Source organism: Shewanella sp. LZH-2 (assembly GCF_016859145.1).
GTDB classification, from domain to species: domain Bacteria; phylum Pseudomonadota; class Gammaproteobacteria; order Enterobacterales; family Shewanellaceae; genus Shewanella; species Shewanella xiamenensis.
The window spans coordinates 1,508,567-1,532,274 of record NZ_CP069350.1 but is presented as its reverse complement, the minus strand read 5'-3'; the positions used below and the strand labels follow the sequence as shown (position 1 = coordinate 1,532,274).

The 23,708-nt window shown below is 41.3% G+C and carries 21 protein-coding genes and 1 pseudogene; 11 read left to right on the top strand and 11 right to left on the bottom strand.

The features are described from left to right. Nucleotides 1-14 precede the first annotated feature (14 nt). From rcsF to JM642_RS06905, 9 genes are all read left to right on the top strand, one after another. Entirely contained in the window at nucleotides 15-395 is a 381-nt protein-coding gene (gene rcsF, locus JM642_RS06945) for an Rcs stress response system protein RcsF (RefSeq protein ID WP_037420516.1), read from the top strand. Between the two features lie 95 nt (nucleotides 396-490). Further along, nucleotides 491-1,225 carry a tRNA (N6-threonylcarbamoyladenosine(37)-N6)-methyltransferase TrmO gene (gene tsaA, locus JM642_RS06940; RefSeq protein ID WP_203433272.1) on the top strand — a complete coding sequence of 245 codons (735 nt, stop codon included), beginning with the start codon at nucleotides 491-493 and terminating at the stop codon, nucleotides 1,223-1,225. Beyond that, nucleotides 1,226-1,855, top strand: coding sequence for an acyltransferase (locus tag JM642_RS06935; protein WP_203433271.1), 630 nt, complete (start codon nucleotides 1,226-1,228; stop codon nucleotides 1,853-1,855). 197 nt (nucleotides 1,856-2,052) lie between these two features. Beyond that, complete coding sequence (locus tag JM642_RS06930) at nucleotides 2,053-3,765, top strand: proline--tRNA ligase (protein ID WP_037420511.1); 1,713 nt, start codon at nucleotides 2,053-2,055, stop codon at nucleotides 3,763-3,765. 267 nt (nucleotides 3,766-4,032) lie between these two features. After that, a complete protein-coding gene (locus tag JM642_RS06925) occupies nucleotides 4,033-5,157 on the top strand; it encodes a patatin-like phospholipase family protein (RefSeq protein WP_203433269.1) in 1,125 nt (374 codons plus the stop codon). 268 nt (nucleotides 5,158-5,425) lie between these two features. Beyond that, the gene (locus JM642_RS06920) at nucleotides 5,426-5,674 is read left to right on the top strand and encodes a hypothetical protein (RefSeq protein WP_037420505.1); all 249 of its coding nucleotides are present in this window, start codon (nucleotides 5,426-5,428) and stop codon (nucleotides 5,672-5,674) included. A 149-nt stretch (nucleotides 5,675-5,823) separates the two neighbouring features. Continuing rightward, entirely contained in the window at nucleotides 5,824-6,534 is a 711-nt protein-coding gene (locus tag JM642_RS06915; protein ID WP_203433267.1) for a YjbF family lipoprotein, read from the top strand. A gap of 10 nt (nucleotides 6,535-6,544) precedes the next feature. Continuing rightward, nucleotides 6,545-7,330, top strand: a complete 786-nt coding sequence (locus JM642_RS06910; RefSeq protein ID WP_203433265.1) for a capsule biosynthesis GfcC family protein — start codon at nucleotides 6,545-6,547, stop codon at nucleotides 7,328-7,330. Further along, nucleotides 7,330-9,708 (top strand): YjbH domain-containing protein, encoded by a 2,379-nt coding sequence (locus JM642_RS06905; RefSeq protein ID WP_203433263.1) that lies wholly within the window; start codon nucleotides 7,330-7,332, stop codon nucleotides 9,706-9,708. Before JM642_RS06910 ends, JM642_RS06905 begins: the two co-directional genes overlap by 1 nt. A gap of 19 nt (nucleotides 9,709-9,727) precedes the next feature. On the opposite strand, the gene rfbC is transcribed toward JM642_RS06905, so the two are convergent. The 3 genes from rfbC to JM642_RS06890 form a co-directional block, all read right to left on the bottom strand. Next, on the bottom strand, nucleotides 9,728-10,270 hold the full coding sequence (rfbC, locus tag JM642_RS06900; protein ID WP_203433261.1) for a dTDP-4-dehydrorhamnose 3,5-epimerase: 543 nt from the start codon (nucleotides 10,268-10,270) through the stop codon (nucleotides 9,728-9,730). Further along, nucleotides 10,257-11,147, bottom strand: coding sequence for a glucose-1-phosphate thymidylyltransferase RfbA (rfbA, locus tag JM642_RS06895; RefSeq protein WP_203433259.1), 891 nt, complete (start codon nucleotides 11,145-11,147; stop codon nucleotides 10,257-10,259). Before rfbA ends, rfbC begins: the two co-directional genes overlap by 14 nt. Nucleotides 11,148-11,285: 138 nt before the next feature. Beyond that, nucleotides 11,286-12,647, bottom strand: a complete 1,362-nt coding sequence (locus tag JM642_RS06890; protein WP_144344672.1) for a GAF domain-containing sensor histidine kinase — start codon at nucleotides 12,645-12,647, stop codon at nucleotides 11,286-11,288. A gap of 389 nt (nucleotides 12,648-13,036) precedes the next feature. On the opposite strand from JM642_RS06890, the gene JM642_RS06885 reads away from it, so the two are divergent. Then, nucleotides 13,037-13,483 carry a copper resistance protein NlpE gene (locus JM642_RS06885; protein ID WP_203433755.1) on the top strand — a complete coding sequence of 149 codons (447 nt, stop codon included), beginning with the start codon at nucleotides 13,037-13,039 and terminating at the stop codon, nucleotides 13,481-13,483. A gap of 140 nt (nucleotides 13,484-13,623) precedes the next feature. Beyond that, nucleotides 13,624-14,391: a HutD family protein gene (locus JM642_RS06880; protein WP_203433257.1), complete on the top strand. Its 768-nt coding sequence runs from the start codon at nucleotides 13,624-13,626 to the stop codon at nucleotides 14,389-14,391. A 78-nt stretch (nucleotides 14,392-14,469) separates the two neighbouring features. On the opposite strand, the pseudogene glmM reads toward JM642_RS06880, so the two are convergent. From glmM to JM642_RS06840, 8 genes and pseudogenes are all read right to left on the bottom strand, one after another. Continuing rightward, nucleotides 14,470-15,821, bottom strand: a pseudogene (gene glmM, locus JM642_RS06875) (phosphoglucosamine mutase). Nucleotides 15,822-15,925: 104 nt separating this feature from the next. Then, nucleotides 15,926-17,866 (bottom strand): nucleoside-diphosphate sugar epimerase/dehydratase, encoded by a 1,941-nt coding sequence (locus JM642_RS06870; RefSeq protein ID WP_203433255.1) that lies wholly within the window; start codon nucleotides 17,864-17,866, stop codon nucleotides 15,926-15,928. 131 nt (nucleotides 17,867-17,997) lie between these two features. Continuing rightward, nucleotides 17,998-18,552: a sugar transferase gene (locus JM642_RS06865; protein WP_203433253.1), complete on the bottom strand. Its 555-nt coding sequence runs from the start codon at nucleotides 18,550-18,552 to the stop codon at nucleotides 17,998-18,000. Beyond that, nucleotides 18,549-19,475: an NAD-dependent epimerase/dehydratase family protein gene (locus tag JM642_RS06860; RefSeq protein ID WP_239000495.1), complete on the bottom strand. Its 927-nt coding sequence runs from the start codon at nucleotides 19,473-19,475 to the stop codon at nucleotides 18,549-18,551. Before JM642_RS06860 ends, JM642_RS06865 begins: the two co-directional genes overlap by 4 nt. Before the next feature lie 11 nt (nucleotides 19,476-19,486). After that, nucleotides 19,487-20,368, bottom strand: coding sequence for a glycosyltransferase (locus JM642_RS06855; RefSeq protein ID WP_203433249.1), 882 nt, complete (start codon nucleotides 20,366-20,368; stop codon nucleotides 19,487-19,489). Between the two features lie 33 nt (nucleotides 20,369-20,401). Continuing rightward, nucleotides 20,402-21,472, bottom strand: coding sequence for a hypothetical protein (locus tag JM642_RS06850; RefSeq protein WP_203433247.1), 1,071 nt, complete (start codon nucleotides 21,470-21,472; stop codon nucleotides 20,402-20,404). Between the two features lie 88 nt (nucleotides 21,473-21,560). Next, a complete protein-coding gene (locus JM642_RS06845) occupies nucleotides 21,561-22,409 on the bottom strand; it encodes a glycosyltransferase (RefSeq protein WP_203433245.1) in 849 nt (282 codons plus the stop codon). Further along, nucleotides 22,402-23,631: a hypothetical protein gene (locus tag JM642_RS06840; RefSeq protein ID WP_203433243.1), complete on the bottom strand. Its 1,230-nt coding sequence runs from the start codon at nucleotides 23,629-23,631 to the stop codon at nucleotides 22,402-22,404. The genes JM642_RS06845 and JM642_RS06840 overlap by 8 nt, the downstream gene beginning before the upstream one ends. Nucleotides 23,632-23,708 lie beyond the last annotated feature (77 nt).

The window sequence follows — 23,708 nt, the reverse complement described above, 5'->3', positions numbered from 1 at the left end:
TCTCAGGTCAAACCATGAAAATCATCCTCTCAAGTGCATTAGTGCTCCTGCTTAGCGCCTGTGCCAGCGACTACAGTTTTAATAGCAATTTAGACGGTGAGGCGATTAGTGACTACTTCAAGGCGGGCGATGTTACGCTATTTGAAGGTGATAGTTTGCCTAAAGGCCACTACGAGTTGAAAGGCTTAGTGCAAGGAGAATCTTGCCAAGCGGATGTAAATGGCGTGCCAGCATCCTTAAGCGAAGCGAGAACCGAAGCCCGCCGCGCTGCGGCTGATAAAGGTGCTAACGGTATCATCATCAAACAATGCGTGATGATGGAAGAAGCTGCGCAAGGCTGTATCAGCCGAGCGTTATGTGTCGGTCAAGCGATTAAAATGGCCACCGCCGACTAGTTCATCGCGTGTATACTGCACGCCATTCTTGTTGTACTTTACAACCTAAGCCATCTGAGTTTGGGTTGTTGCTCCTTCCTTTAGGTGTTTTTTGCATGACATTTACCAACCAAATTACCGCTGTGGCTACCTGCCGTACCCCCTACAAACAAAAATTTGGCATTCCAAGGCAACCTGGTTTGGTGGAAGCACGCGGTTATGTTGAGCTGGAAGGCCATATCAATCATCTCGACGCTGTGCGTGGCATCGAGCAATATTCGCACCTTTGGTTGCTGTTTTGTTTCCATGAAAATCTCGCCCAAGGCTGGAAAACCACAGTTCGCCCACCGCGTTTAGGTGGTAATGAAAAACTCGGTGTATTCGCAACCCGCTCGACTTTTCGCCCAAACGGCATTGGCCAATCCGTGGTAAAACTCCACCGAGTGGTGCAACGTAAAGGCAAAGTATGCTTGGAGATTTCAGGCATGGATCTTGTCGATGGCACGCCCATTATCGATATTAAGCCCTATATTCCCTTCTCAGATTCGATTGAAGGTGCCGTCGGCGGTATCGCCCAAGAAGCGCCTAAGCTGATTAGCGTGGTGTTTTCCGAGCTCGCGGCAACGCAGATTAACGCCTATAGCAAACAGAACGCTTATACTGATTTGGCCGAACTTATCCGCGGCGTACTCGGACAAGACCCTCGCCCTGCCTATAAAAAAGCCAAGGATGATACCAAGCTATATCAAGTGGCTTTGTATGATTTGGATATCTTTTGGCGGATGGCGGTTGATGAGGATGATCGGGAATATATTCAAGTGCTCGAACTCAAACCCGGGAAATGTGGCTAAATGCAGACGCTAAACACAACCGCATTGCCTGATTATCAGAGCCAACACAAAAAGCGTCTGTCTTGGATGCCCTGGCTGTATTTTTCACTCAAAGAAAAACACTTAGTCTGGGCTAAACCTTGGCAGGATGAAATTCAAACCAACCTTTGCGCCCTCGAAACCGTCACCATTGGTGATAACTGTTTTATCGCTCCCGAGGCACAGTTATTTGCCGAGCCCAATCGCGATATCAAGATAGGTAATCACTGCATGATTGCCGCCGAATGTTTTTTACATGGCCCTATCACCCTTGGTAATGAAGTCGCCATCAATCATGGCTGCTCCTTCGATGGCGGTCGAGTGGGGATTCAAATTGGCGATCAAACTCGCATTGCTAACCATGTGACAATCTACGCCTTTAATCATGGCATGGCGCCCGATACGCCCATTTATCAACAAGCCTCCCACTCTAAAGGAGTCGTGATAGGTAAAGATGTGTGGATTGGCGCACAGGCTGGGATAGTTGATGGTGTCACCATTGGCGACCATGCGGTGATTGGCATGGGCTGTATTGTCACTAAAGATGTCCCCGCATGGGCCATCGTCGCCGGTAATCCTGCACGGGTGATTGGCGATCGGCGAAATAAGTGAGCAGCGACGAGAATCTAGATACGAGCAATGACGAAGTCGCACCCTAGCGGCGCAGCGCTTATCTTTCTTTATCCGTTATCCAGCATCAAAAATGCTATTTGTCTCCCAGCTAGTTGAATTTAACCTAAATCCATAGGTGACATCATCAAAGCAGGTGATAAAATGGCGCCCATTCAACTCAAATTTGGACATCGGTAATGCGCGTTAGCAAATACCTACTTTCTACTCAAAAAGAAACACCTGCGAATGCAGAAGTCATCAGCCATCAATTAATGCTACGTGCGGGTATGATCCGCCGTAACGCTTCAGGCCTATACAGCTACTTGCCCACGGGCCTGCGTGTATTACGTAAAGTCGAAGCGATTGTTCGTGAAGAGATGAACAAAGCGGGCGCGATTGAAATCCTTATGCCTATGGTGCAACCGGCTGATTTATGGGTAGAAACAGGTCGCTGGGACAAGTTTGGTCCTGAACTACTGCGTTTTAAAGACCGTCATAGCCGTGACTTCGTTCTGGGACCAACCCACGAAGAAGTGATCACCGACTTAATCCGCAAAGAAGTCAGCTCTTACAAACAATTACCGCTGAATCTTTATCAAATTCAAACTAAATTCCGCGACGAAGTTCGCCCACGCTTTGGCGTGATGCGTTCTCGCGAGTTCCTGATGAAAGATGCTTATTCTTTCCATCTTGATGTGGATACCATGAATGAAACCTATGAGGCAATGTATCAAGCCTATAGCAACATTCTGTCGCGCATGGGCTTAGCCTTCCGTCCAGTTTTAGCGGACACCGGTTCTATCGGTGGCAGCATGTCACACGAGTTCCATGTATTAGCACAAAGCGGTGAAGACTTAATCGCCTACTCTACGGGTAGCGATTATGCCGCTAACATCGAGAAAGCCGAATCGCCAATGCCAACCGAAACGCGCGGCGCGGCGACTGAAGCATTACGTTTAGTCGATACCCCCAATGCGAAAACCATTGCAGAGTTAGTTGAGCAATTCGGTTTAGATATCACTAAAACAGTGAAAACCTTGATTGTTAAGGGTGCGACCGACGCTGCACCACTGGTTGCGCTGATTGTACGTGGCGACCACGAGCTAAATGAAATCAAGGCAGATAAATTAGATTTAGTGGCATCACCATTAGAATTTGCCCCAGAAGCCCTGATCCGTGACGCCATTGGCGCAGGTCCAGGCTCATTAGGCCCTGTCGGCCTGAATATGCCGATCATCATCGACCACAGTGTTAGCGTGATGAGCGATTTTGCTGCCGGTGCAAACGTGGATGATAAACACTACTTTGGTATCAACTGGGAGCGCGATCTGCCACTGGCACAAGCGGCTGATATCCGTAACGTGGTTGAAGGCGAGCCAACACCGGATGGTTTAGGTACCTATGCCATGGCTCGTGGTATCGAAGTGGGTCATATCTTCCAACTCGGCACTAACTATTCTAAATCGATGAATGCGACTGTTCTCGATGAGAACGGTAAATCACAGGTGCTGCTGATGGGTTGTTACGGTGTTGGCGTGAGCCGTATCGTGGCAGCTGCGATTGAGCAAAACTTTGATGACCGTGGCATTGTATGGCCAGAAGCGATTGCACCATTTAGTGTGGGCATTCTGCCAATGAATATGCACAAGTCGCACCGCGTCACCGATATCGCCGAGCAGTTATACAAAGACTTAAGCGCTGCGGGTATTGATGTGCTACTGGACGATCGTAAAGAGCGTCCAGGCGTGATGTTCGCCGATATGGAGCTCATTGGTATTCCTCACACTGTGGTGATTGGTGATCGCAATATCGACGCGGGTGTATTTGAATACAAAAACCGCCGCACCGGTGAAAAACAAGACGTACCATTCGACCAAATCGTCGATTTCTTAAAGAATCTGCAAGCTTAAGCACTATCTTTTGGCACTGAATGCACATTGAGCCTGTGTGAGTTAATGGCTTACCATTAACCTCTCAATACAGCAACGCACTTAGGTTTAACTTAAGTGCGTTTTTTATTTCCCGTCTGTTGATGGCAAACAAGCTCTCAAGTGCTTACCTTTGACTCTTCTCATCAAAAACTAAAGAAATGTCATTAAGATAACTGCTCAGACTTGCTTTTTTAGACAAGGCATTGCTTTAATAAAATCATAATAACAAGTCGTTGAGTATTAAGATTGCCAACATCAACAGCATTAGTTCTCGGTGGCGGTGGCGCTCGTGCCGCCTATCAAGTGGGAGTGTTAAAAGCACTGGTCCAGCTTTATCCTCGCAACCATGGCATTCCCTTCAAAATCATATGTGGCACTTCCGCTGGTGCCATTAATGGTACTTCAATCGCCACCCATGCCTCATGTTTTCACTTAGGTGTCAAAAAACTCGAATGGGTATGGCGTCATTTTGAAACTAGAAAAGTGTACCGAGCCACTCTTCCTAGCGTGTTAAAGCACCTCTCAAAAATGGCGCTAAAAGGCTTACAGGACGATAAGGTCAATACAGATGCTGGCAGCCTGCTCGATAATGAACCTTTACGGCACTTATTGAATGAACTTATCGATTTTAAAAGAATTGATCGCAATATCCGCAACGGCGCTTTAACCGCTCTGAGTGTCGATACCTCCTGCTATAACAACTCGCGTTCGGTGACGTTTTTTCAAGCGGCACGGGATATTGAAAACTGGACCCGCGCCAGACGCAGCGGTGAGCGGCGCATGTTAAATACCGAGCACTTGTTAGCAAGCTCAGCCATTCCCATGGTGTTCCCGTCAATTAAACTTAATCAAGCTTATTATGGTGACGGCTCAGTCCACCAGCTGGCGCCGCTTTCAAGTCCAATCCATTTGGGGGCTAATAAGCTATTGGTGATAAACCTAGACAGTCCCCATAAGCATTTTCCGATGGAGCTAGAATATCATCCGAAGACAGCGACCATCGCGGGTCATCTGTTGGATACCATCTTTTCCGATACCTTAAATAGCGATTTAGAGCGCCTAGAGCGCATAAATCATACGCTTTCCCTTATTCCAGAAGAAAGTCGTGCGCAACTAGCATTACACCCCATAAAAACCTTAGTGATAAAACCCAGCGAAGATTTAAGTAAAATCGCCGCCCGCTTCTATGACGATATGCCCTGGGCAATTAAAACCTTACTGGGATTTTTTGGTATCGATAGGCAGTCTGACTCCAGTATTGTGTCTTATCTCTTGTTTGAAAAATCCTATACCAGCGCATTGATCGATTTAGGCTATCAAGACGGTATGGCGCACCTTGACGAATTGAAAGCATTTTTCAATTTAGCCTAGTGCGATGACTCACAATAAAAAGGCTAAGTAAAATCGAATTGAAGCCCGTATCTTGCCGTGTTATAAATTAAACGATGACATAATTCCTTAACCACAATGTGCGAAACTCATTAAAAATTAAGGATTATTCAGTAGCAGCTAAGCTGTAAATCAGTCTAAAGTCTGAATGGCGGAATAGATTTAACATTGATCATTTAAGTTGAATCACCTATCATGCTGTACTAGATTAGCTAAAAATTAGGTTAATTTTTTCTAAAAGGGAATCACGATGAAAAAAACTTCATTAGCACTTATCGCTGCTATTTCAATGTTAGGTTCAGTTACTGCTAACGCTAACACAACTGGTACAACTACTGGTGGTACTGGTGTTGGTGGCGCTACTGGTGCTATCGTTGCTGGCGGTATCGCAGCTGGTGCAGTTGTAACTGGTGTTTTAGTTGCAGCTAACAGTTCTGATGGTAGCCCAGCAGCAACTGGTACTGGTACTGGTACTGGCACAACTACTGGCACTAACTAATCTTTTAGTCAGTGTATTTAAACAACCGCCTTTTGGCGGTTGTTTTTTTTAGGCTTTTTGTAAACAAAATGTATGCTTAATCTAGCTTGAAATCACGCCATCATATATTTACATTGGTTAACAACTACTATTGAGAATAAGCAACTCGGATGCGTATATATAAAAAAATCTTTTCCTTTATTGCTGTTTCGGCAGTATGTCTAGGCTTATCGGGCTGTAGCCAACGAATTAGCGCATTAAACGATACTGCAAAACTCGCCTTTTTTGGGAGTGACGATGTGGTTCTCTCCCCTGAGCAAGTATCGGCTAATCCTTATGCCAGCATCTATGTAAAAATGGAAGATACGGCTCAGGCATTTGTGGTTTTAGCCTTTGCAGAGCCTAAAATCAGCCTATCTTCAGTAAAAAACTCGCCCGAAGCACTCGAACTTAAATGGTTATCAGCGGATAAGGGCATGTTAGTGACAGTTAACGGCCGCCTAGTCAAAACCCATAATTTGCTCACTGGTAATTTAAGTGCTGTTGAAAGTGATGAGCCAGATCCACTGTTATTAGGATTACACTTAAGCTCCACCCCTAAAACTTGGACTCGAACCCTCGATTGGCAACCTGGTTATCATTATGGCTACCGAGCAAGATCAGAATTTAAATTGATTGGTGACGAAAATATTCTAATCAATGGCGCTCCTACACAAGCTTTGCATTTTAGTGAACACGTCTCTGTGGATGCACTCAATATCCAATATCAAAATGAGTTTTGGCTAGATCCACAAACAGGCAACGTTATTAAAAGCCATCAGAAAATTGCGCCTAATCTGCCGTTTATTGATATCACCTTACTGAAGCCTTTTGCTGCTTAGTGGAGCCATAATGAGATCCTATATTACCCCGTTGGCGCTACTAGTAAGTTCAGTGTTTTTGCCATCCGTAGAAGCCAATACCCAACTTTCTGTCACTACCTCAGCGTCTCACACGCCGCAGCTACACATTACCTATCCCACAGCTATTCGAGTAGGGCAAGCGGTACAAGATGGGTTAACACAACTTCCCCTTTATAATCAAACGATAAAAAATGAGCCAGTCTCAATTTATTGGCTAGGTGCAGCCCTCTTGGATACAAACAATACTGCTGAATTAGAGGTCACTCGCAAGCAAGTATTGCAACAATTAGCAGACATGGGAGAGCAGGTCGATAATAGTCAATATATTGCTAAACTGGCCAAATTTGCCCAGTTTTTGCGCAACATCAAACTAGGCCAGCGAGTTAATCAGCCGTTAGATCTCGACTTAGTCCGGATTACCGACGCTTATAATCCGGTTATCGATGGTGATTTTTTACTGGTGCTACCACCACGACCAACTACGGTCACTGTCGTTGGTGCGGTCGCGCAAACGGGTGAACAAGCATGGCAATCGCGGGCCAGCAGTAAAGATTATCTAAACCAAGCAGGTTTACTCGATAATGCTGAAGATAGCTTTGTGTGGATTATTCAACCCGATGGCAATGCGATAAAACAGCCTATCGCCTATTGGAATCATCAGGCTCAGGATATCGCCCCTGGAGCAATACTCTTTGTGGAGTTCACGGCGCTGTTTGATGACCATGCCGAATTAAATAACAATATTATTGAATTACTCAAAAATCGGGCTCTGTAATGAAAAAGTCAACTCCCACTTTGCATACGTTCGGGCGTTTATCTGCGCTGTCATTAGCACTGCTACCTTTATTACATGTTAGCGCCGATGAATTTTCTTATCCAACACTCTTACCTTCACAGTCAGATTTTGGTGGCGTTGGTCTAATGCAAATGCCGACTGGCCGCATGGCACCAGAAGGTGAGTTTAACTTTGCCACAAGTTATAACGACGAATACCAACACTTCACCGCCTCAGTACAATTATTCCCTTGGTTTGAAACAACAATCCGCTATACCCAAGTACAGGATTTACTTTATAGCGATGATCCGAGCTTTAGCGGAAGCACTAAATACACAGATAAAGGAATTGATTTTAAGGTACGTCTACTTGAAGAAAGTAACTGGCTGCCAGAAACCTCGATTGGGGTTCGGGACTTTGGCGGCACAGGCTTATTTGATGGTGAGTTTATTGCCGCAACAAAACGAGTCGGCCCATTAGATTTTACCCTCGGCATTGGCTGGGGCTATATTGGCAATAGCGGTAATCTAACCTCGGACAAAAAAGATCTTAATTACAACTGCGACAGAGATACCTCCTATGGTGGTAAAGGTGGAACCGTAGATTACCAACGTTGGTTTAAAGGCTGCGCAGCGCTCTTTGGTGGTGTTGAATACCAAACGCCATGGAAGCCTCTTCGCTTAAAAGTGGAGTACGACGGTAACGACTATCAATCGGATTTCCCCGTTGTACGTGGCGGCATTCCAATGCCTCAGGACAGCAAATTTAACTATGGGATGCTCTATCGGTTTGGCAACTGGGGGGATCTGCATTTAAGTTATGAGCGCGGTAATACTTGGACGCTTGGTTTTAGTCTACAAACTAATTTTAATACCTTATCGCAGATTAAAACCGATCCTGCTGCCGCAAAATATAAGCCACTCCCGGCTGCGCCATTAACCCTTTCACAGACAGAGTCCTCCGCGCCAGTAAACACACCAACAGTCGAACAAGTGACTGTTAGTGTTGATACTTCCGCAACAAATAAATCAGAAGAGCAAAATGCAGAAGTAGCTAATCTAGAGCCTGTAAACGCTTCCAGTCAGACGGTTGCGAATACCCAAGTAGATTGGAATAAGGTCGCTCAAGACTTACAAACCATCGCAGGGTACGCAAACGCCAGAATTTATTTGGATAAAGACAGCATCACTGTCGTCGGTGAACAAACCAAATTCCGTGATAGAAATGAAGCACATCAAAGAGCGGCAACCATACTCGCTAATAGCACTGATGCAACTCGTATCAAAGAGTATAGGTTGATTGAAACCCGTTATAGCCAACCAATAACAGAAACGCGCATCGATGCGCAAAAATTTGCCCAAGTGGCAAGTTATGGCTATCTGAATGCTAAAATCACTGATGCCAGTGTTGTGAGTGTTCCCAGCTTACCACAGGGACAACAAGTCAATAACACTGATAAAGATTGGTTAGATAAGCTTAGTTTTGATGTTTCGCCCACCATGGCCCAATCCTTCGGAGGCTCTGAAGGTTTTTATATGTTCAATATTGGGGTAACAGGCAGCGCAAATTATCGCTTTACCGATAATTTAGATTTTTCAGGTTCCCTTTATCTGAATCTTTACGATAACTACGACAAGTTTTTATACGACGTGCCACCTGATGGAACTGACTTAAAACGTGTTCGTACACTTATCCGTCAATATGTTAGTGATAATCCAGTGAGGGTGAATAGCCTACAACTGACCTGGATGGATAATTTAACCGATAATATATCCTATCAAGCCTATGGCGGTTATTTAGAAATGATGTATGGCGGTGTGGGTGGTGAGGCTCTTTACCGTCCTCTAAACAGTCAATGGGCCTTTGGTGTTGATGTGAATTATGTTAAGCAGCGCGACCCAGATAGCATGCTTGGCTTCTTTGAAGATGAGTATCAATATGACCCAATTACAGGTCAGTCATACCGAGCACAAACTGGGACTGTCACAGGTAATGCAACCGTCTATTATCAACCTGACTGGTTCCCCAATACTTTATTGAGGATCAGTGCGGGTCAATATCTGACTGAAGATAAAGGGGTAACGGTTGATTTTTCAAAACAATTTGACAGCGGTGTGATTGTTGGCGCCTTTGCGACTAAGACCAACCTTTCTTCTGAGGAATATGGTGAGGGTAGCTTTACCAAAGGCTTCTATATCTCTATCCCATTTGATTTAATGACGATTAAATCAACTCATAGTCGTGCGACAATCAGTTGGATGCCGCTCACCCGCGATGGTGGTCAAATGGTCGGCCGTAAGTATTACCTCTTTGATAATACTGATGCTCGCTCACCTTGGTTCACTCGCCCCAGCACTGAAAATAAGCCTGTAAAATAACCGAAACCGCCGTTAGCGTCTAAACGCTAACGGCGGCATGGGCATCTCTTGCGGAAAGAATGGGTGTGTTGTTTAACAGTGGCCACTCAATCGCAAACTCGGCACAATTCCAAGCAAGTACATACTCATCATCCGGCGCATAATAATCGCTACAACGATATAACACATCAGCATACTCACTTAACACATAAAACCCGTGGGCAAACCCTGGGGGGATCCACATTTGCAAATGGTTATCTGCAGAAAGAATCCTGCCAACCCATTTGCCATAGGTCGCGGATTGTGGCCGAATATCGACGGCAACATCAAAAATACTGCCAGCACACACTCGGACTAATTTGCCCTGCGGATATTGTTGCTGGTAATGCAATCCACGCAATACATGCTGCTGCGAGCGACTATAGTTATCTTGCACTAACGCTGGCGCTTCAAATCCGCGACTCAGCAAGCACTCAGTAAAATACGCTTGCCGAAAGGTTTCCATAAAAAAGCCACGCTCATCGCCAAATACCTTAGGTTCAAAGACTAGTACTTCAGCCAGCTCGGTTTCAATGCACTTCATTAAACACCTGTTTAGTTAATAAGCCTAAAAGATACTCACCGTAGCCACTTTTAAGTAAAGGTTGAGCTAAGGCAGCTAGGTGCGAGGCATTAATCCAGCCACAATGGAATGCCACTTCCTCCGGGCAATTCACTTTCAAGCCCTGTCGTTTCTCAATAGCGGCAATAAATTGGGTCGCTTCAGCCATCGCATCGGGCGTGCCTGTATCCAACCAAGCGGTGCCCCGCCCCATGATTTCAACCTGCAACTCCCCAAGCAGCAGATACTGATTGATCACATCCACAATTTCTAGCTCACCTCGCGCAGAGGGAGCAACCGTTTTAGCCAGTTGACTGGCTCTATGATCAAAGAAATATAAACCGGGAATGGCATAGGAAGAGCGGGCTGCGCTCGGTTTCTCTTCGATGGAAATGGCTTTACCATTAGCATCAAACTCAACGACGCCATAAGCATTAGGATTCGCCACATGATAGCCAAATACGGTGGCGCCAACGGCTAACTGGGTCGCCTTTTGTAAGTTTGTGTTAAGTTGCTGGCCATAAAATAAGTTATCGCCAAGAATTAACGCACAGGAGTGGCCAGCAAGAAAGGGTTCAGCAATGATAAGGGCCTCAGCTAATCCCCTTGGTGAAGGCTGTACAGCATATTCAAGCTGGATCCCCCAACGCTGACCATTACCCAGTAATGCCTTAAAAAGTGGCAAATCATTAGGAGTACAAATAATCAAAATGTTTCTAATGCCCGTCTGCATCAGTGTCACCAACGGGTAATAGATCATTGGCTTATCGTAGATAGGCAATAATTGCTTACACACAACCTGCGTCATCGGATAAAGGCGAGAGCCTGTACCACCCGCCAATAGAATGCCTTTTCTCATTGATATATCGAGGATTAGTGAATTGAATCAAGGCGCAGATTGTAGCATATAACTGCAAACTAAGCGCAGCCAATGGCTTACGAGAAAAGGCAGAACGTTGCTATGCGACTTCTAGGCTTATAGGTTCTAGATTCCGCTTTATTTCTCAGGAAGTTGTATGTCGACTTTTACGCCTTGGTTAGGCGAAGAGGTCAGAATAATACTGCCATGGAGCTTTTGGGTAACCAAATTGTAGATAATTGACATTCCTAAGCCTGTGCCGCCGTCTTTGCGGGCGGTGGTAAAAAAAGGCTCAAAGGCTTTCATCTTGACCTCATCAGTCATACCGACACCATTATCTTGATAACTCATGCAAACATTCGCGCCTTGCTGTTCAACTCGGATAGTAATTTGTTTATCACCTGCAAAATTGTCAGGAAACCCATGCCGAAAGCTATTGGCAACTAGATTGGTAAAAATTTGCGCTATTGCCCCAGGATAAGACTCAATAAAAATTTGGTCATCAAGGTCAACGGTTAAGGTAATATTCTTCTTACGCATTAATGGCCTTAATGAGCTAAAAATCTGGAAAAGATAAGTCTTTAAATTAAATCGCTCACGTTCAAGTACCGACTGATCCGCCGCGGTCCGCTTAAAGTTGTGGACTAACTCCGCTGCTCGCGCCAAATTTCGCTCTATCAGTCCCAAACCATCTTGCATCGTATTGATAAAGTTTAAAAACTTATCTTCGTCGAGTTCATTTTGCTCAAATGTACTTTTTAGCAATGCGACCTCATCTAAACAATGAGTTACGGAGGTCACAGCAATCCCCAAAGGCGTATTGACCTCATGGGCAACCCCTGCCACTAAACTCCCTAAGGCCGCCATTTTCTCATTTTCAATTAAGTGATGTTGTGTTGAACGTAAATCCGCCAATGCGGTTTCCAATTCTTGAGTTCTTAATTCAACTTGCGCTTCCAAATCCGCATTAATGGCTTTTAATTGCTGCTGATAATCTAAAATTTCCCTTGCACTCATTGCCCGACCAAATAAATCGGCCAAGGCGGAAGCAAAGGCTTTTTCATCGCGGGTCCATTCTCTTGGCTCACCTTGATGTTCAGAACAAATAATGCCCACCATCTTACCGCGATGACGGATAGGGCTATCTAATATGGAGGTAATACCATTAGGCACTAAGTAAACCTTTACAAACTCATGGGTTGCTCTATCGGTTTGAGCCTGATTAGCCACTATTGCTCTTTCATTATCTAATAAACTGAAATAATAAGGATAATCAGCACGCGTTAAGACAAAAGCTTCTTGTCTTTGCATATTATCGAGCAGGTAAAAGCAGTGCATACTTTGATGATCTTCAGTCCATAACCAAATACTGGCACGGCTGATGTTTAAGCCTTGGCACACTGAAGCAACAATGAGTTGCGATGCCTCAGCTAAATCGCCACCATCAATAATTGAAGAGCGACTCACGTCAAATAAAATCCTATCTAACATCCGCGTCATAATGATGGAGTTCCCCGCGTGGCTTCACCAGACATTGAAATCTGACAATAGCTTCAGTGGCCAATGCTTATGCAAGAGTCTTAAGTACTAACCTTAAAGTGATAGTCTTTAGTATAGATTCTATCTGCAAACTCACTAGGTCATTACTCTACAGAATAGCATTTCAGCGCTTCTCGTTCCCCCTGCTCAACTGCGATCGCGGCATATTATCGGATTTAACACTATAGCAATGAAGCCGTAAGCGCCGCTGAAATTAAGCTCCCAAATGCCATATCGAGCATAGCCTTAATGCCTTTAATATGACCCTTTAGCATAGTAAATAAGTTTGGTGCCATCGTAGATGGCGGTTATCATCCTTAATATCAATAAATCAGAGGCTTGAGATGAATATGCAACGTCCACTCTTTACTATCGCCTTAGTGGCAATCATGGCAACCGCTTGCAGCGATCCGCAACATGCAACAGATCAAAACTCCACAGCCAATACAGAAACTCAAAAGACCATCCCCCTTGGCGATACCAGCCAAAATGCACTCGATTGGCCAGGCATGTATGAAGGTGTTTTACCCTGTGCGAGTTGCGAAGGTATTCAAACCACGCTAACGCTACTGGCAGATAACAGCTTTGAATTAAAAAGTATTTATTTGGGCAAAGATGAGAGCATCTTCAAGGTGGCAGGAAAATTTGACTGGGATGGCAAGGGCTCAAAAATTACTTTATCCGATGGCAGTAAATACCTCGTCGGTGAAAACCAGCTATTTATGCTAGATAACGAAGGCAACCGGATCAGCGGCGAACTGGCTGAGCACTATATATTGAAAAAGAAAGAGATGTAGACAAGAGCTTTGCAGCGTGACGGTGAGAAGTTGAGTGCTCCACCCAGCTAGAACGCTGTGATTCTAGATTCTAGAGCAAGCTTGTCAGCGTCCTAGATTCGCACATCGGCGGTCACCAGAATGAAAAGAGTTACTAAGACATGAACCCAGATATCCAAATTATCCGCTATCAAGACTGTGAATCGAGTTTATGGAAAAACGGCGGCGGTAGTACTAAACAACTGTTAATATCGCCAAAGGATGCTGACCTAACTAACTTTGATTATAGGATCAGCATTGCCACCATTTCGAGCAACGGCCCCTTCTCACCATTTCCTGGCATCGATAGACAGTTGTGTATCTTGGAAGGCGAAGGCGTAAAGCTGATGATGTCTGACAATGCGGCTAAATCAAGCGAGTTAGTACTCCGCCCAAACCAACCTGCATTTTGTTTTAGCGGCGAAACTCAGATTGAAAGCCAACTCTTAGATAAACAAATTATCGACTTTAATGTGATGATCAAACGCGGCAAGTATCGCGCGCATATTGAGCGGCTGGAGTTTAATGGCTCGTTAAACCTTACGTCCTATGAAACCAGCCATGACGATAAGGTTTATCAAACAAAAAAACTGTACAACAACGAGTTGCAACAATGGCTACTTTGCCTTGAACCAATGTGCTTAGTTTATCAAGATCAAATGATCCAACTTAAGCGTTACGACATGGTGCAATACCCAGAAGTCCAAAATTCAGCAGCACAATCGCCAGAAATACGGCTCTTAGAAGTAATAACTCCCGAAGCAAACCGTTCAAACAAGGGACAATCAACAATTAAGCAAACCAAAGCAGATAACCAGCATCCACTAAACCATACACAAAGCCAGGTGCTGCGCATCGTTATAGAATGCATAAAAGGATCTAGGTTCTAGAGCCACGAAGTGGCGTTCTAGAAGCCGTAGGCCGTCCTATCAGTTGGCGAAGCAACGCCCTAGATTCAATCTCCTCGCTTATGCCGCTTTGACTGCCTGAGCGATATATTCAGCTTGTTGTTGGGTCAAGGCAATGTCCGTGGATTCAACCATCACTCTAATTAAGGGTTCAGTACCCGATTTACGCAATAATACTCGCCCCTTATCCCCTAAAACTTCCTCAGCGGTTAGCACTGCCTGTTTAACACTGTCTTTAGCCAAAATACTATCAGCACTGCCAGAGGTTAAACGCACATTGATAAGCACTTGTGGCAACTTAGTCATGCCCGCTTTAATATCGGCTAAACGTTTGCCTGACTCTAGAATGGCTTTGAGAACCTGCAAAGATGCCACAATGCCATCGCCAGTTGAAGCATGCTGCAAACTCAAAATATGCCCAGAGCCTTCGCCGCCCAGTTTCCAACCCGTTTGTTTGAGCTGTTCAACCACATAACGGTCACCAACCTTAGCCAGCACAAAAGGAATATCCATTTGTTTAAGTGCCAGTTCTAATCCGAGATTCGACATAAGCGTACCAACCACCCCGCCCTGCATTTCACCTTTTTGATATGCCGCTTGCGCCAAAATAAACAAAATCTCATCGCCATCCACTACATGGCCATTATGGTCAACAAACATGACTCGATCAGCATCACCATCAAGCGCAATACCTAAATCCGCTTCGTGGATCATCACCGCAGATTGCAAGCTATCTAAATGTGTTGCGCCACAATGATCATTAATGTTCACGCCGTTGGGTTTGTCGTTAATGCTAATCACCTCAGCCCCTAATTCGCGATATACATTCGGTGCAATATGGTAGGCAGCACCATGGGCACTATCGACAACAATCTTTAATCCCGCCAAGCTTAAATGATTTGGGAAGGTTCCCTTACAAAACTCAATATAACGACCGGCAGCATCATCAATGCGGCGCACTTTACCCAGTTTTTCAGAAGCAACACATTGCAACGCATTATGCTCAAGTGCTTGCTCTAATAGCGCTTCAATTTCAATCTCTTGTGCATCATTCAGCTTAGTGCCTGTGTTTGAAAAAAACTTAATACCATTATCATAAAAAGGATTATGGGAAGCACTGATCACCACGCCCGCATCGGCCCTAAAAGTTGAAGCTAAATAAGCCACCGCGGGCGTTGGCATAGGACCAATCAAAGCCACATTGACACCAGCGGCTGAAAAACCCGCTTCCATTGCCGATTCAAGCATATACCCACTACTACGGGTATCTTTACCAATTAGCACCTCTTTAGTGCCTGTGGATGCGAGCACTGTACCTGCCGCCCAACCTAACTTCATCGCAAAATCAGGCGTAATTGGAATGTTCCTACTTTGCCACGCACACCATCAGTACCAAAATACTTCCTAGACATACTAAATCCTTAAAAACGCTAAAAGACAAAAAGCCAAATCCATGGGGATTTGGCTTTTAAAAAAGATTTAACCTTTCAACATCTAAACGACATAAGACATTGAATCAAGAAACTAACGTTACCACTTTCGGTTTTGTATCAGCTGGTTTAAATAATTTCCTTTGCTGCCAAACTAGATCACAAATACCGTCAGTTGGGGCAAAACCAGTTGGTGCCGAAAGTAAAATCTCACGAATCGCCTCATGGTTGAACTCATGGCAGGCTTTATCCAAACGATTCAAAATTAACTCTAATTCAGCCCATGGCAGGTAAATTTCATTCGCGGTCATAATCCGCTCATGGTCTGTACCTGTCACATCATCGCCAATCAGTAACTCTTCATATAATTTTTCACCAGGACGAAGGCCGGTAAATTCAATAGCGATATCACCATTGGGATTTGCTTCATCCTTCACATCATAACCACTTAAGCGGATCATTTTAGATGCGAGATCAACGATTTTGACCGATTTTCCCATATCAAGTACAAAGACATCACCGCCTTTACCCATAGCACCCGCTTGAATAACCAGCTGAGATGCTTCTGGAATCGTCATAAAAAAGCGGGTGATTTCAGGATGAGTAACAGTTACCGGACCGCCATTAGCGATCTGCTTACGGAACAATGGCACAACTGAACCAGAAGACCCTAGCACATTACCAAAACGCACCATACAAAAACGCGTTTGATGCACCTCTTTTGCTAATGCTTGCAATGCCAGTTCCGCCATACGTTTAGTGGTACCCATCACATTTGTAGGGCGCACGGCTTTATCGGTAGAGACCAAAACAAAGGTTTCTACTTTTGCCGCAATCGCTGCTCTCGCGGTATACAAAGTACCAAATACGTTATTGCGCACACCTTCAACCACATTATGCTCAACTAAAGGCACATGCTTATAAGCTGCGGCATGGTAAACCGTTTGCACTTTAAACGCCTGCATTACCGCTTGCACACGGTTTTCACGCTGCACAGACCCCATGATAGGGACAATTTCAACATCAATACCAAGCTCATTAGCAGTCGCAGAAAGTTCACGGTCAATCGAATAAAGTGCGAACTCCGATAACTCGAATAAAACTAATTGTTTAGGCTGCTGTTTTAGAATCTGGCGACATAACTCTGAGCCGATAGAGCCACCAGCACCTGTAACCATAACAACTTTGTTTTTAATATTTGCCGTCAGTAAATGTTGTCTTGGTGCAACAGAGTCTCGACCCAATAAATCTTCGATTTCGACTTCTTTCACATCACTAAATAACTTATCACCACTTACTAAATCCGCCATGGCAGGCAAGGTCATCACCTTAACAGTGAGCGGCTCAAGCTGATTAATAATTTCCTGACGACGTGAACGTGATGCACTCGGCATTGCCAGCAACACACGAGTTGTAGGTCGCTGTTTTATAAGCTTACTGAGTTGATTAGACGAATAAACATGCAAACCTTGAATTGATGTGTTGTGCAAACTTTCATCATCATCGACAAAAGCAACAGGATGGTATTCATGACTTTGTGCAAGTGCAATCGCCGTTTGCCGGCCACTGACACCAGCACCGTAAATGATAACCGGCTCACCACGGCGGTTAATACCTGCACCGACTAATGAACGCATTAGTGCACGTGCCCCCCCAACAAAAACGAGAGCAAAAGCAGCATAGATGAACGGCACTGTGCGAGGTAAGTCCACTCCGCCATAATAGGCTAGTAAAACCAGAGCTATGGTAGAAATGCCGACACCAGCCACGATTGCAGTAAACGCTTGCGAGCCGATATAACGCAGCACTGCGCGATAAAGCCCTAGCCTCACAAACCCAGCGATACTGATAGGAATAGTTAACCCAATCAGTCCCCAATAGTGCGATTTAAACAATACATCTATCGAGTCCAAGCGCACCAGCAAAGCAAACCAAAAGGCAAACAGCAAAAACACAGAGTCAATCGCTACACTAACTAAACGCTTTTGTGACCGCTTTAATGAGAATAAAAACTGCAAAAAATCCATCTTTTGCTCCAGCTTAATTAAGTAATTCATGAATTTTAGTAACGGCTTATGCATCGATAATAGACATCAAGTCTTTCGAGCAAATGAGTATACATGAGATAACGAGTTACAGCTAAATCCAAATGCGATATCTAACTTGGTTTAACAGCATCACCACTGCCACTGCCAGTAGCCGTCATAAGAATGTACTTAAAATAGCGACCTAAGGTTAAGGTATCGATCATCTGCTTATCAGTTTGAGCAAGTAATTTAGGCGTTGACATATCAATATTTTGCACTTGGGCTAACCCTGTAACACCAGGCAACACATTATACACACCTAACGCATCACGTTCAGCGATCAATTCTTCTTGGTTAAATAAGTTAGGCCGTGGGCCAACCAAACTCATCTCGCCTTTTAGAACATTAATCAGTTGTGGTAATTCATCTATTTTAGTTTTGCGCAAAAAACCACCAAACTTTGTAATTGCGGCATTACTGGCAAGATGGCTAGCAACCGATGCGGTATCCTTAGTCATAGTACGAAACTTAACTAAGTTAAATGGTTTTTTATGTTTACCGACACGAGTTTGGATAAAAATCGGTGAACCAGTATCAAACAGACCAATAATGGTGACGATTAATAATATTGGCCATAGCAACAACAACCCAAAGAAGGCTGCAAGAAAATCAATTAAACGGATCATATTAACTCTTTACCTGAACTAGATTTACCGGAATCACGTAGTGTAGCCATAGCTTGCTTCATTGTTAATGGCGGTGTCCAACCCAATACTTCCTTAATATTGGAAGAGTCAACTTGTAAATTACCCACCAATTGCTCAACCATAGCAGATTTCCCCATCAACTTACCCCCGAATCTCATCAAGCTAACAGGAATTGGCAATTGAAATACTTTCTTACCTAGTCCATCAGCGATAGCACTTGTAAACTGTTTTATAGACACTGTTTCCATATCTGAAGCTAAAAACGTATGACCAGCAGCGTTGGGATGATTTACACAAGTGATAAGAAGATCTACAAGATTTTGAACAGCAATGAAATCGCGTTTGTTATTGACAAGACCAAAAGGTAGCACAGACGATCTTTTGACAAATTTAGTTAATATACCAAAATTTCCCGGTGCATTAGGCCCATAAACCAAAGTAGGCCTAATAATAACAACTTCAAGGCCAGTTTCAGCAGCTATCTTCTTAAGACCTATTTCAGCATCATGCTTTGATTGAGCGTACACATTGTGAGGATTGGACGCTGAGTTTATATCAAATGGCTGAGAATGAGTTGATGCCCCATTTACCCCTATCGAGCTAACAAAAATAAAGCGTTTTACACCTATCTTAGCTATCTCTCTAGCTAAATGTAACGTTGCTTCAGTATTTACAGAATATAATTCATTACAAGAAGAACTGGCCTTATGAGCAACACCTGCGAGATGAATTACACAACTAACATCTACTTTAATTAAACTCCCCCAACAAACAGATTCATTAAATTCAGGTACAATTATTGAAGAAAAACCACTAAAAGGATTCTTTCTGGCAACAGGCAAGCAACCTTCAATCAAACTGCACAAATGCCTACCAACAAAACCTGTCGCTCCTGTAACCATAACATACTGCATCAGTTACCTCGACGAAATGCACTTAATAGAATAGCTAAAAAGAAAAATACTTTATCCCTTTTAGCTCTTCGACATTGATTTGATAGCATTAAAAGCTCTAAAGAATCTTTAAAAGAATTATTTTTAAGTAGAACAATTGGTTTTAAATTATCAACAGCAAGAATGCGAGCTTGAGAAATAACCTTTTCAAATGCATCTCCACTCATGACACTGTTTATGCGCTTTATAAAAGATCTTATGCCAGAATTTGCTCCAACAGAATTATTTGTATGTTGTCTATAGAGCATATAGCTATTATTATCTATAATCCATTTAAAATCATTAACTCTTGCAAAAGCATAACAAAACCAATCATGCAACCATATTCCAGAAGCATCACTAGAGTTTTTTCGGAGAAAACTTTGTATACTCGTAGATAATTTATATGTCATAACAAATGTGCAGCCAGGCCCTGCCGATTCAAACAAGAAATCAAATTTTGTTTGAGGATCAGATTTCTTAATTAATTTTTCATCGCCATTTTCCCAAATTGCAGTTACATTGGATGAATACCCATCAGCAGAATACAAACTCATCAATTTAACTGCCTCTAATAACTTAACAGGCTCCCATATGTCATCTTGGTCAGCAAATGCAATAAAATCATAACCACTAAAATCTACGACAGAAATCAAATGCAAAAAATTTTTCCCTGCTGAACCAAAAACGATTTGGCTATTTAAGAGCTTTATATTCCTGCCCTTTGCAAAATTTCTTATTATTTCCTCACTATTATCATTAGACGAATCCAAACTGATATATATATCTAATTCAACTTCATACTGATGATATATAGATTCGAGTTGCTCTAATAAGTATTCACCACCATTATACGCAGCCAATAAAACACAGAACCTTGACATAAAAACCCTTAATCACTTCGTTTTTAAAAAAGAAAAAAAATAAAGCCGGAAAACAACACAACCTAAAATCAGTAAAAAAATCAGTAAAAGCGAGAAAAAATTATAAAAAATATAAAATTGAGGAGCAAAGCCAACTAAAAGAACAACATAAGCTATCTTGACAAATAAAACTAAAGTAAAAAAACTAGGGAATTTACAAATTAAGTTGTAAAAAAATACAAAAAATAAAAATAAACCAAATGAACTTAAGACCACACCTAATAGACCTGAATATAACAAAATAGGAAAGAACTCTGTGCCTACGTTATATCTTGGCACAAGAACAGGAGAATATGGGTAATCAGGGAAGATATCTCTATTTACAAAAGCCAGTTGTTTGAGCCAGAAGACATCAGAAAAAAAGTTTAAATGCAGCATGTACGAAAAATTTAGAATTGGCGTCGTTACATACAGAATAATTTGTTGAAACGCAATAGGTAGTTCGTAGAAAAATGCCTTCAAAGGAAAATAACCATTAACTAGAGAGTCACCACTTGTTTCAACAAGAAAACTATCACCAGACCTAAGCATTCCTATTAGAGAAAAAAGCATTAAAATAGCAGTGGTGAAAATCAATAATTTGAAATTTTTTTTCCTTTTTGATAGTGAAGTCGAAAAATACCAAACCAAAAGAAGAGAAAAAAAAGACATTAACAATCTATTTCTATCAACAAATAAAATTGGGGTAATCAAAGAAAATATTAATAAACAACGAAACTGCAAACCTCGTTTAAAATTAATGAAGCAAAATAAAGTTACTAACCAAGAAAAATTAGTTATATGTCTTACATAACGTCCTAAACCACTAAATTCAGCATAAGTTAAAGGATTTGCCAACTTAAAACCATTAAAGAATATATCAATAGGTACTAGTAAAATTACTGAGTAGCAAAAAAGTAAAATAAAACTATCTTCTAAACGCCATCTTGCTGGCTTTACACAACGTGTAATAGCTACTTCGAGTTTATTACTTACAAAAAATGTAAAAAATGAAAACAAAAAAACAAATATGATCGGTAAAACCAAAACATCTAAAAAAATCACCTCGGGAAGTTCATAAAATATAAACAAAAGTAAAACCTGAGATAAAATAGGAAACAAAGTATAGAAAGAGAATGAACTAAACATGATTTTATAATTTAAAAATTTTAATAATGTTTAAAAAAACAATCTTAAGAGTAATAACAAATTTCATTTTAATAAAATGACACTTGAATTGGTTGCACTTAAGAAATTTATTAACCAGCATGAGCATAGATTTCTGATTAAGTATTCTACGATTTACATCAGTAGATTTTGAGCTATTATTACCATGAATTCTATATTTACATACATTTTCATCTACATAATCTATGCAATTTTTATCATAAATTAAAAGCGACACAAAAAAATCAAAGTCATCAATAAGTGATTTCTCATCATATTGATAAAAATCATAAACTTTACGATTAATCAAAAGGCATGGGCCTGCTAAAGAATAATTTGAAATAAATTCATATGGTAGTGTTAACTTGTTTCGTAGTTTTGATTTTGAACCACCATGATATTCAATCAAAGACTGAAAAATAATATTATCAGACTCATCAATAACATTTCCATCAGCAACTACACAGAGAGTATTTTCTTTTGCAGCATTAATCATTTTAATGGTAGACCCTTTGACAATTAGATCGTCAGAAGCAATCAAACGTATCCAGATACCAGTTGTGTATTGTTTTATTCGATTAAGATTTTTAGATACCCCAACATTTTCAAAATATAAAATATTTAAATTTTTAACATTACAATATGGTTTCAAAACAGAACGAGTATCATCAGTTGAACCATCATCTAAAATTACGATTTCATATAAAAAATCTAACTGAGTAGCTTCGTCAATTATGACATCTAATAATTTTGGCAAATATTTAGCATGATTAAAGGAAGGAATACAATAAGAAACTAGAGTATTAGAAGAATGTATATCTTTAGAGTCATTCATATTTATTTGATACCAATCTAACTGTATATATAGAAAGTATAAAAGCACAAGACATTTGAATAAGCAGGTAAATTATTGATACAGACAAAGCCCCAAAGTCTGAAACAAAAAATGAAACACCAAGAATAAAAAATATTCCAAAAAGAATTTCCAATATCGCAAGAAGCTGTAACTTAGAATTAGACAGAAGAAAGAAAGTCAATATGCAACCTAACAACTTAAAAAAATCACCAATTAATTGATAAATCAAAACTTCACGATCAATAACAAAACTTTCACTATATAAAAGATGGAATATTTGTTCGGTAAATATTAACAGTACAAAAAAAACAATTAAGTAAATTGGAAAAATCATAAATAATGAGAACTTAAAAGTCTTAATAATTTGGCTCTTGGTATTGGAATAAGAAAAACGAGGAAGTATTATGGATGAAATACTTAATATTAACATGCTTGTATAAACTTCAGAGATCCTCCATATAGATTGCCAATTACCCATTGCGTATTCACCAACTTCTGAAGATAAAATTTCTCTTATGAAGTAAATTATCATCGGAGTAAAAAAAACACTGATAAATGATAAAAAGACAAACTTAAACAATGTACGGATCGTTGAAAGATCGGCATAAAAAAAATATTTTAATATTGAATTATGCCTTTTATATATAGAATGGAAAATAAAAAAAGAACAATAAGGGAAAAAAAATAATGCAAAAAAATATACGTTAGAAATATCAAAACAAAAATACGAGATTAATAGTAAAAATATGAAACTAGAAATTGATACTATATTTGAAAAAAAATATTCATTAAAAAATCCATAACTAGTATTTATAGCATTACCTAAGGAGTAAAAATGGTATAAAGGGTATAAAAAAATTGCGATCAGAATATAGGGATATGCATTAATATTCAACTCAAAAAATAAAAATAGCACAATTGAAATCAACAATAAAACTGAATAAATAGCTACAGAAATAACTAATGAACTACCCCATAAAATCTCAATTCGATCAATTTTTCTATAGTTTGGTGTATTTGCTACAACCCCATTTGAAGATCCATTAGGTAAATTTTGTATAATACTCAAAATTGTCTGAAATTGAGAAAATTGAGCAATTGCTATAGGACCACCTTGAACGGCAACAATTTTAGTAAGTACAAAACCAAAAATTATTTTTAAAATTATGATAAGTGAATTAAGAAAAGTCCTATAAAACATTTAAATTATTCCTTTTGTGAGCACAAAAATCAGCAATTAAATTAGACATTTGAAGGCTTTATTTTGTGCTCACAAAT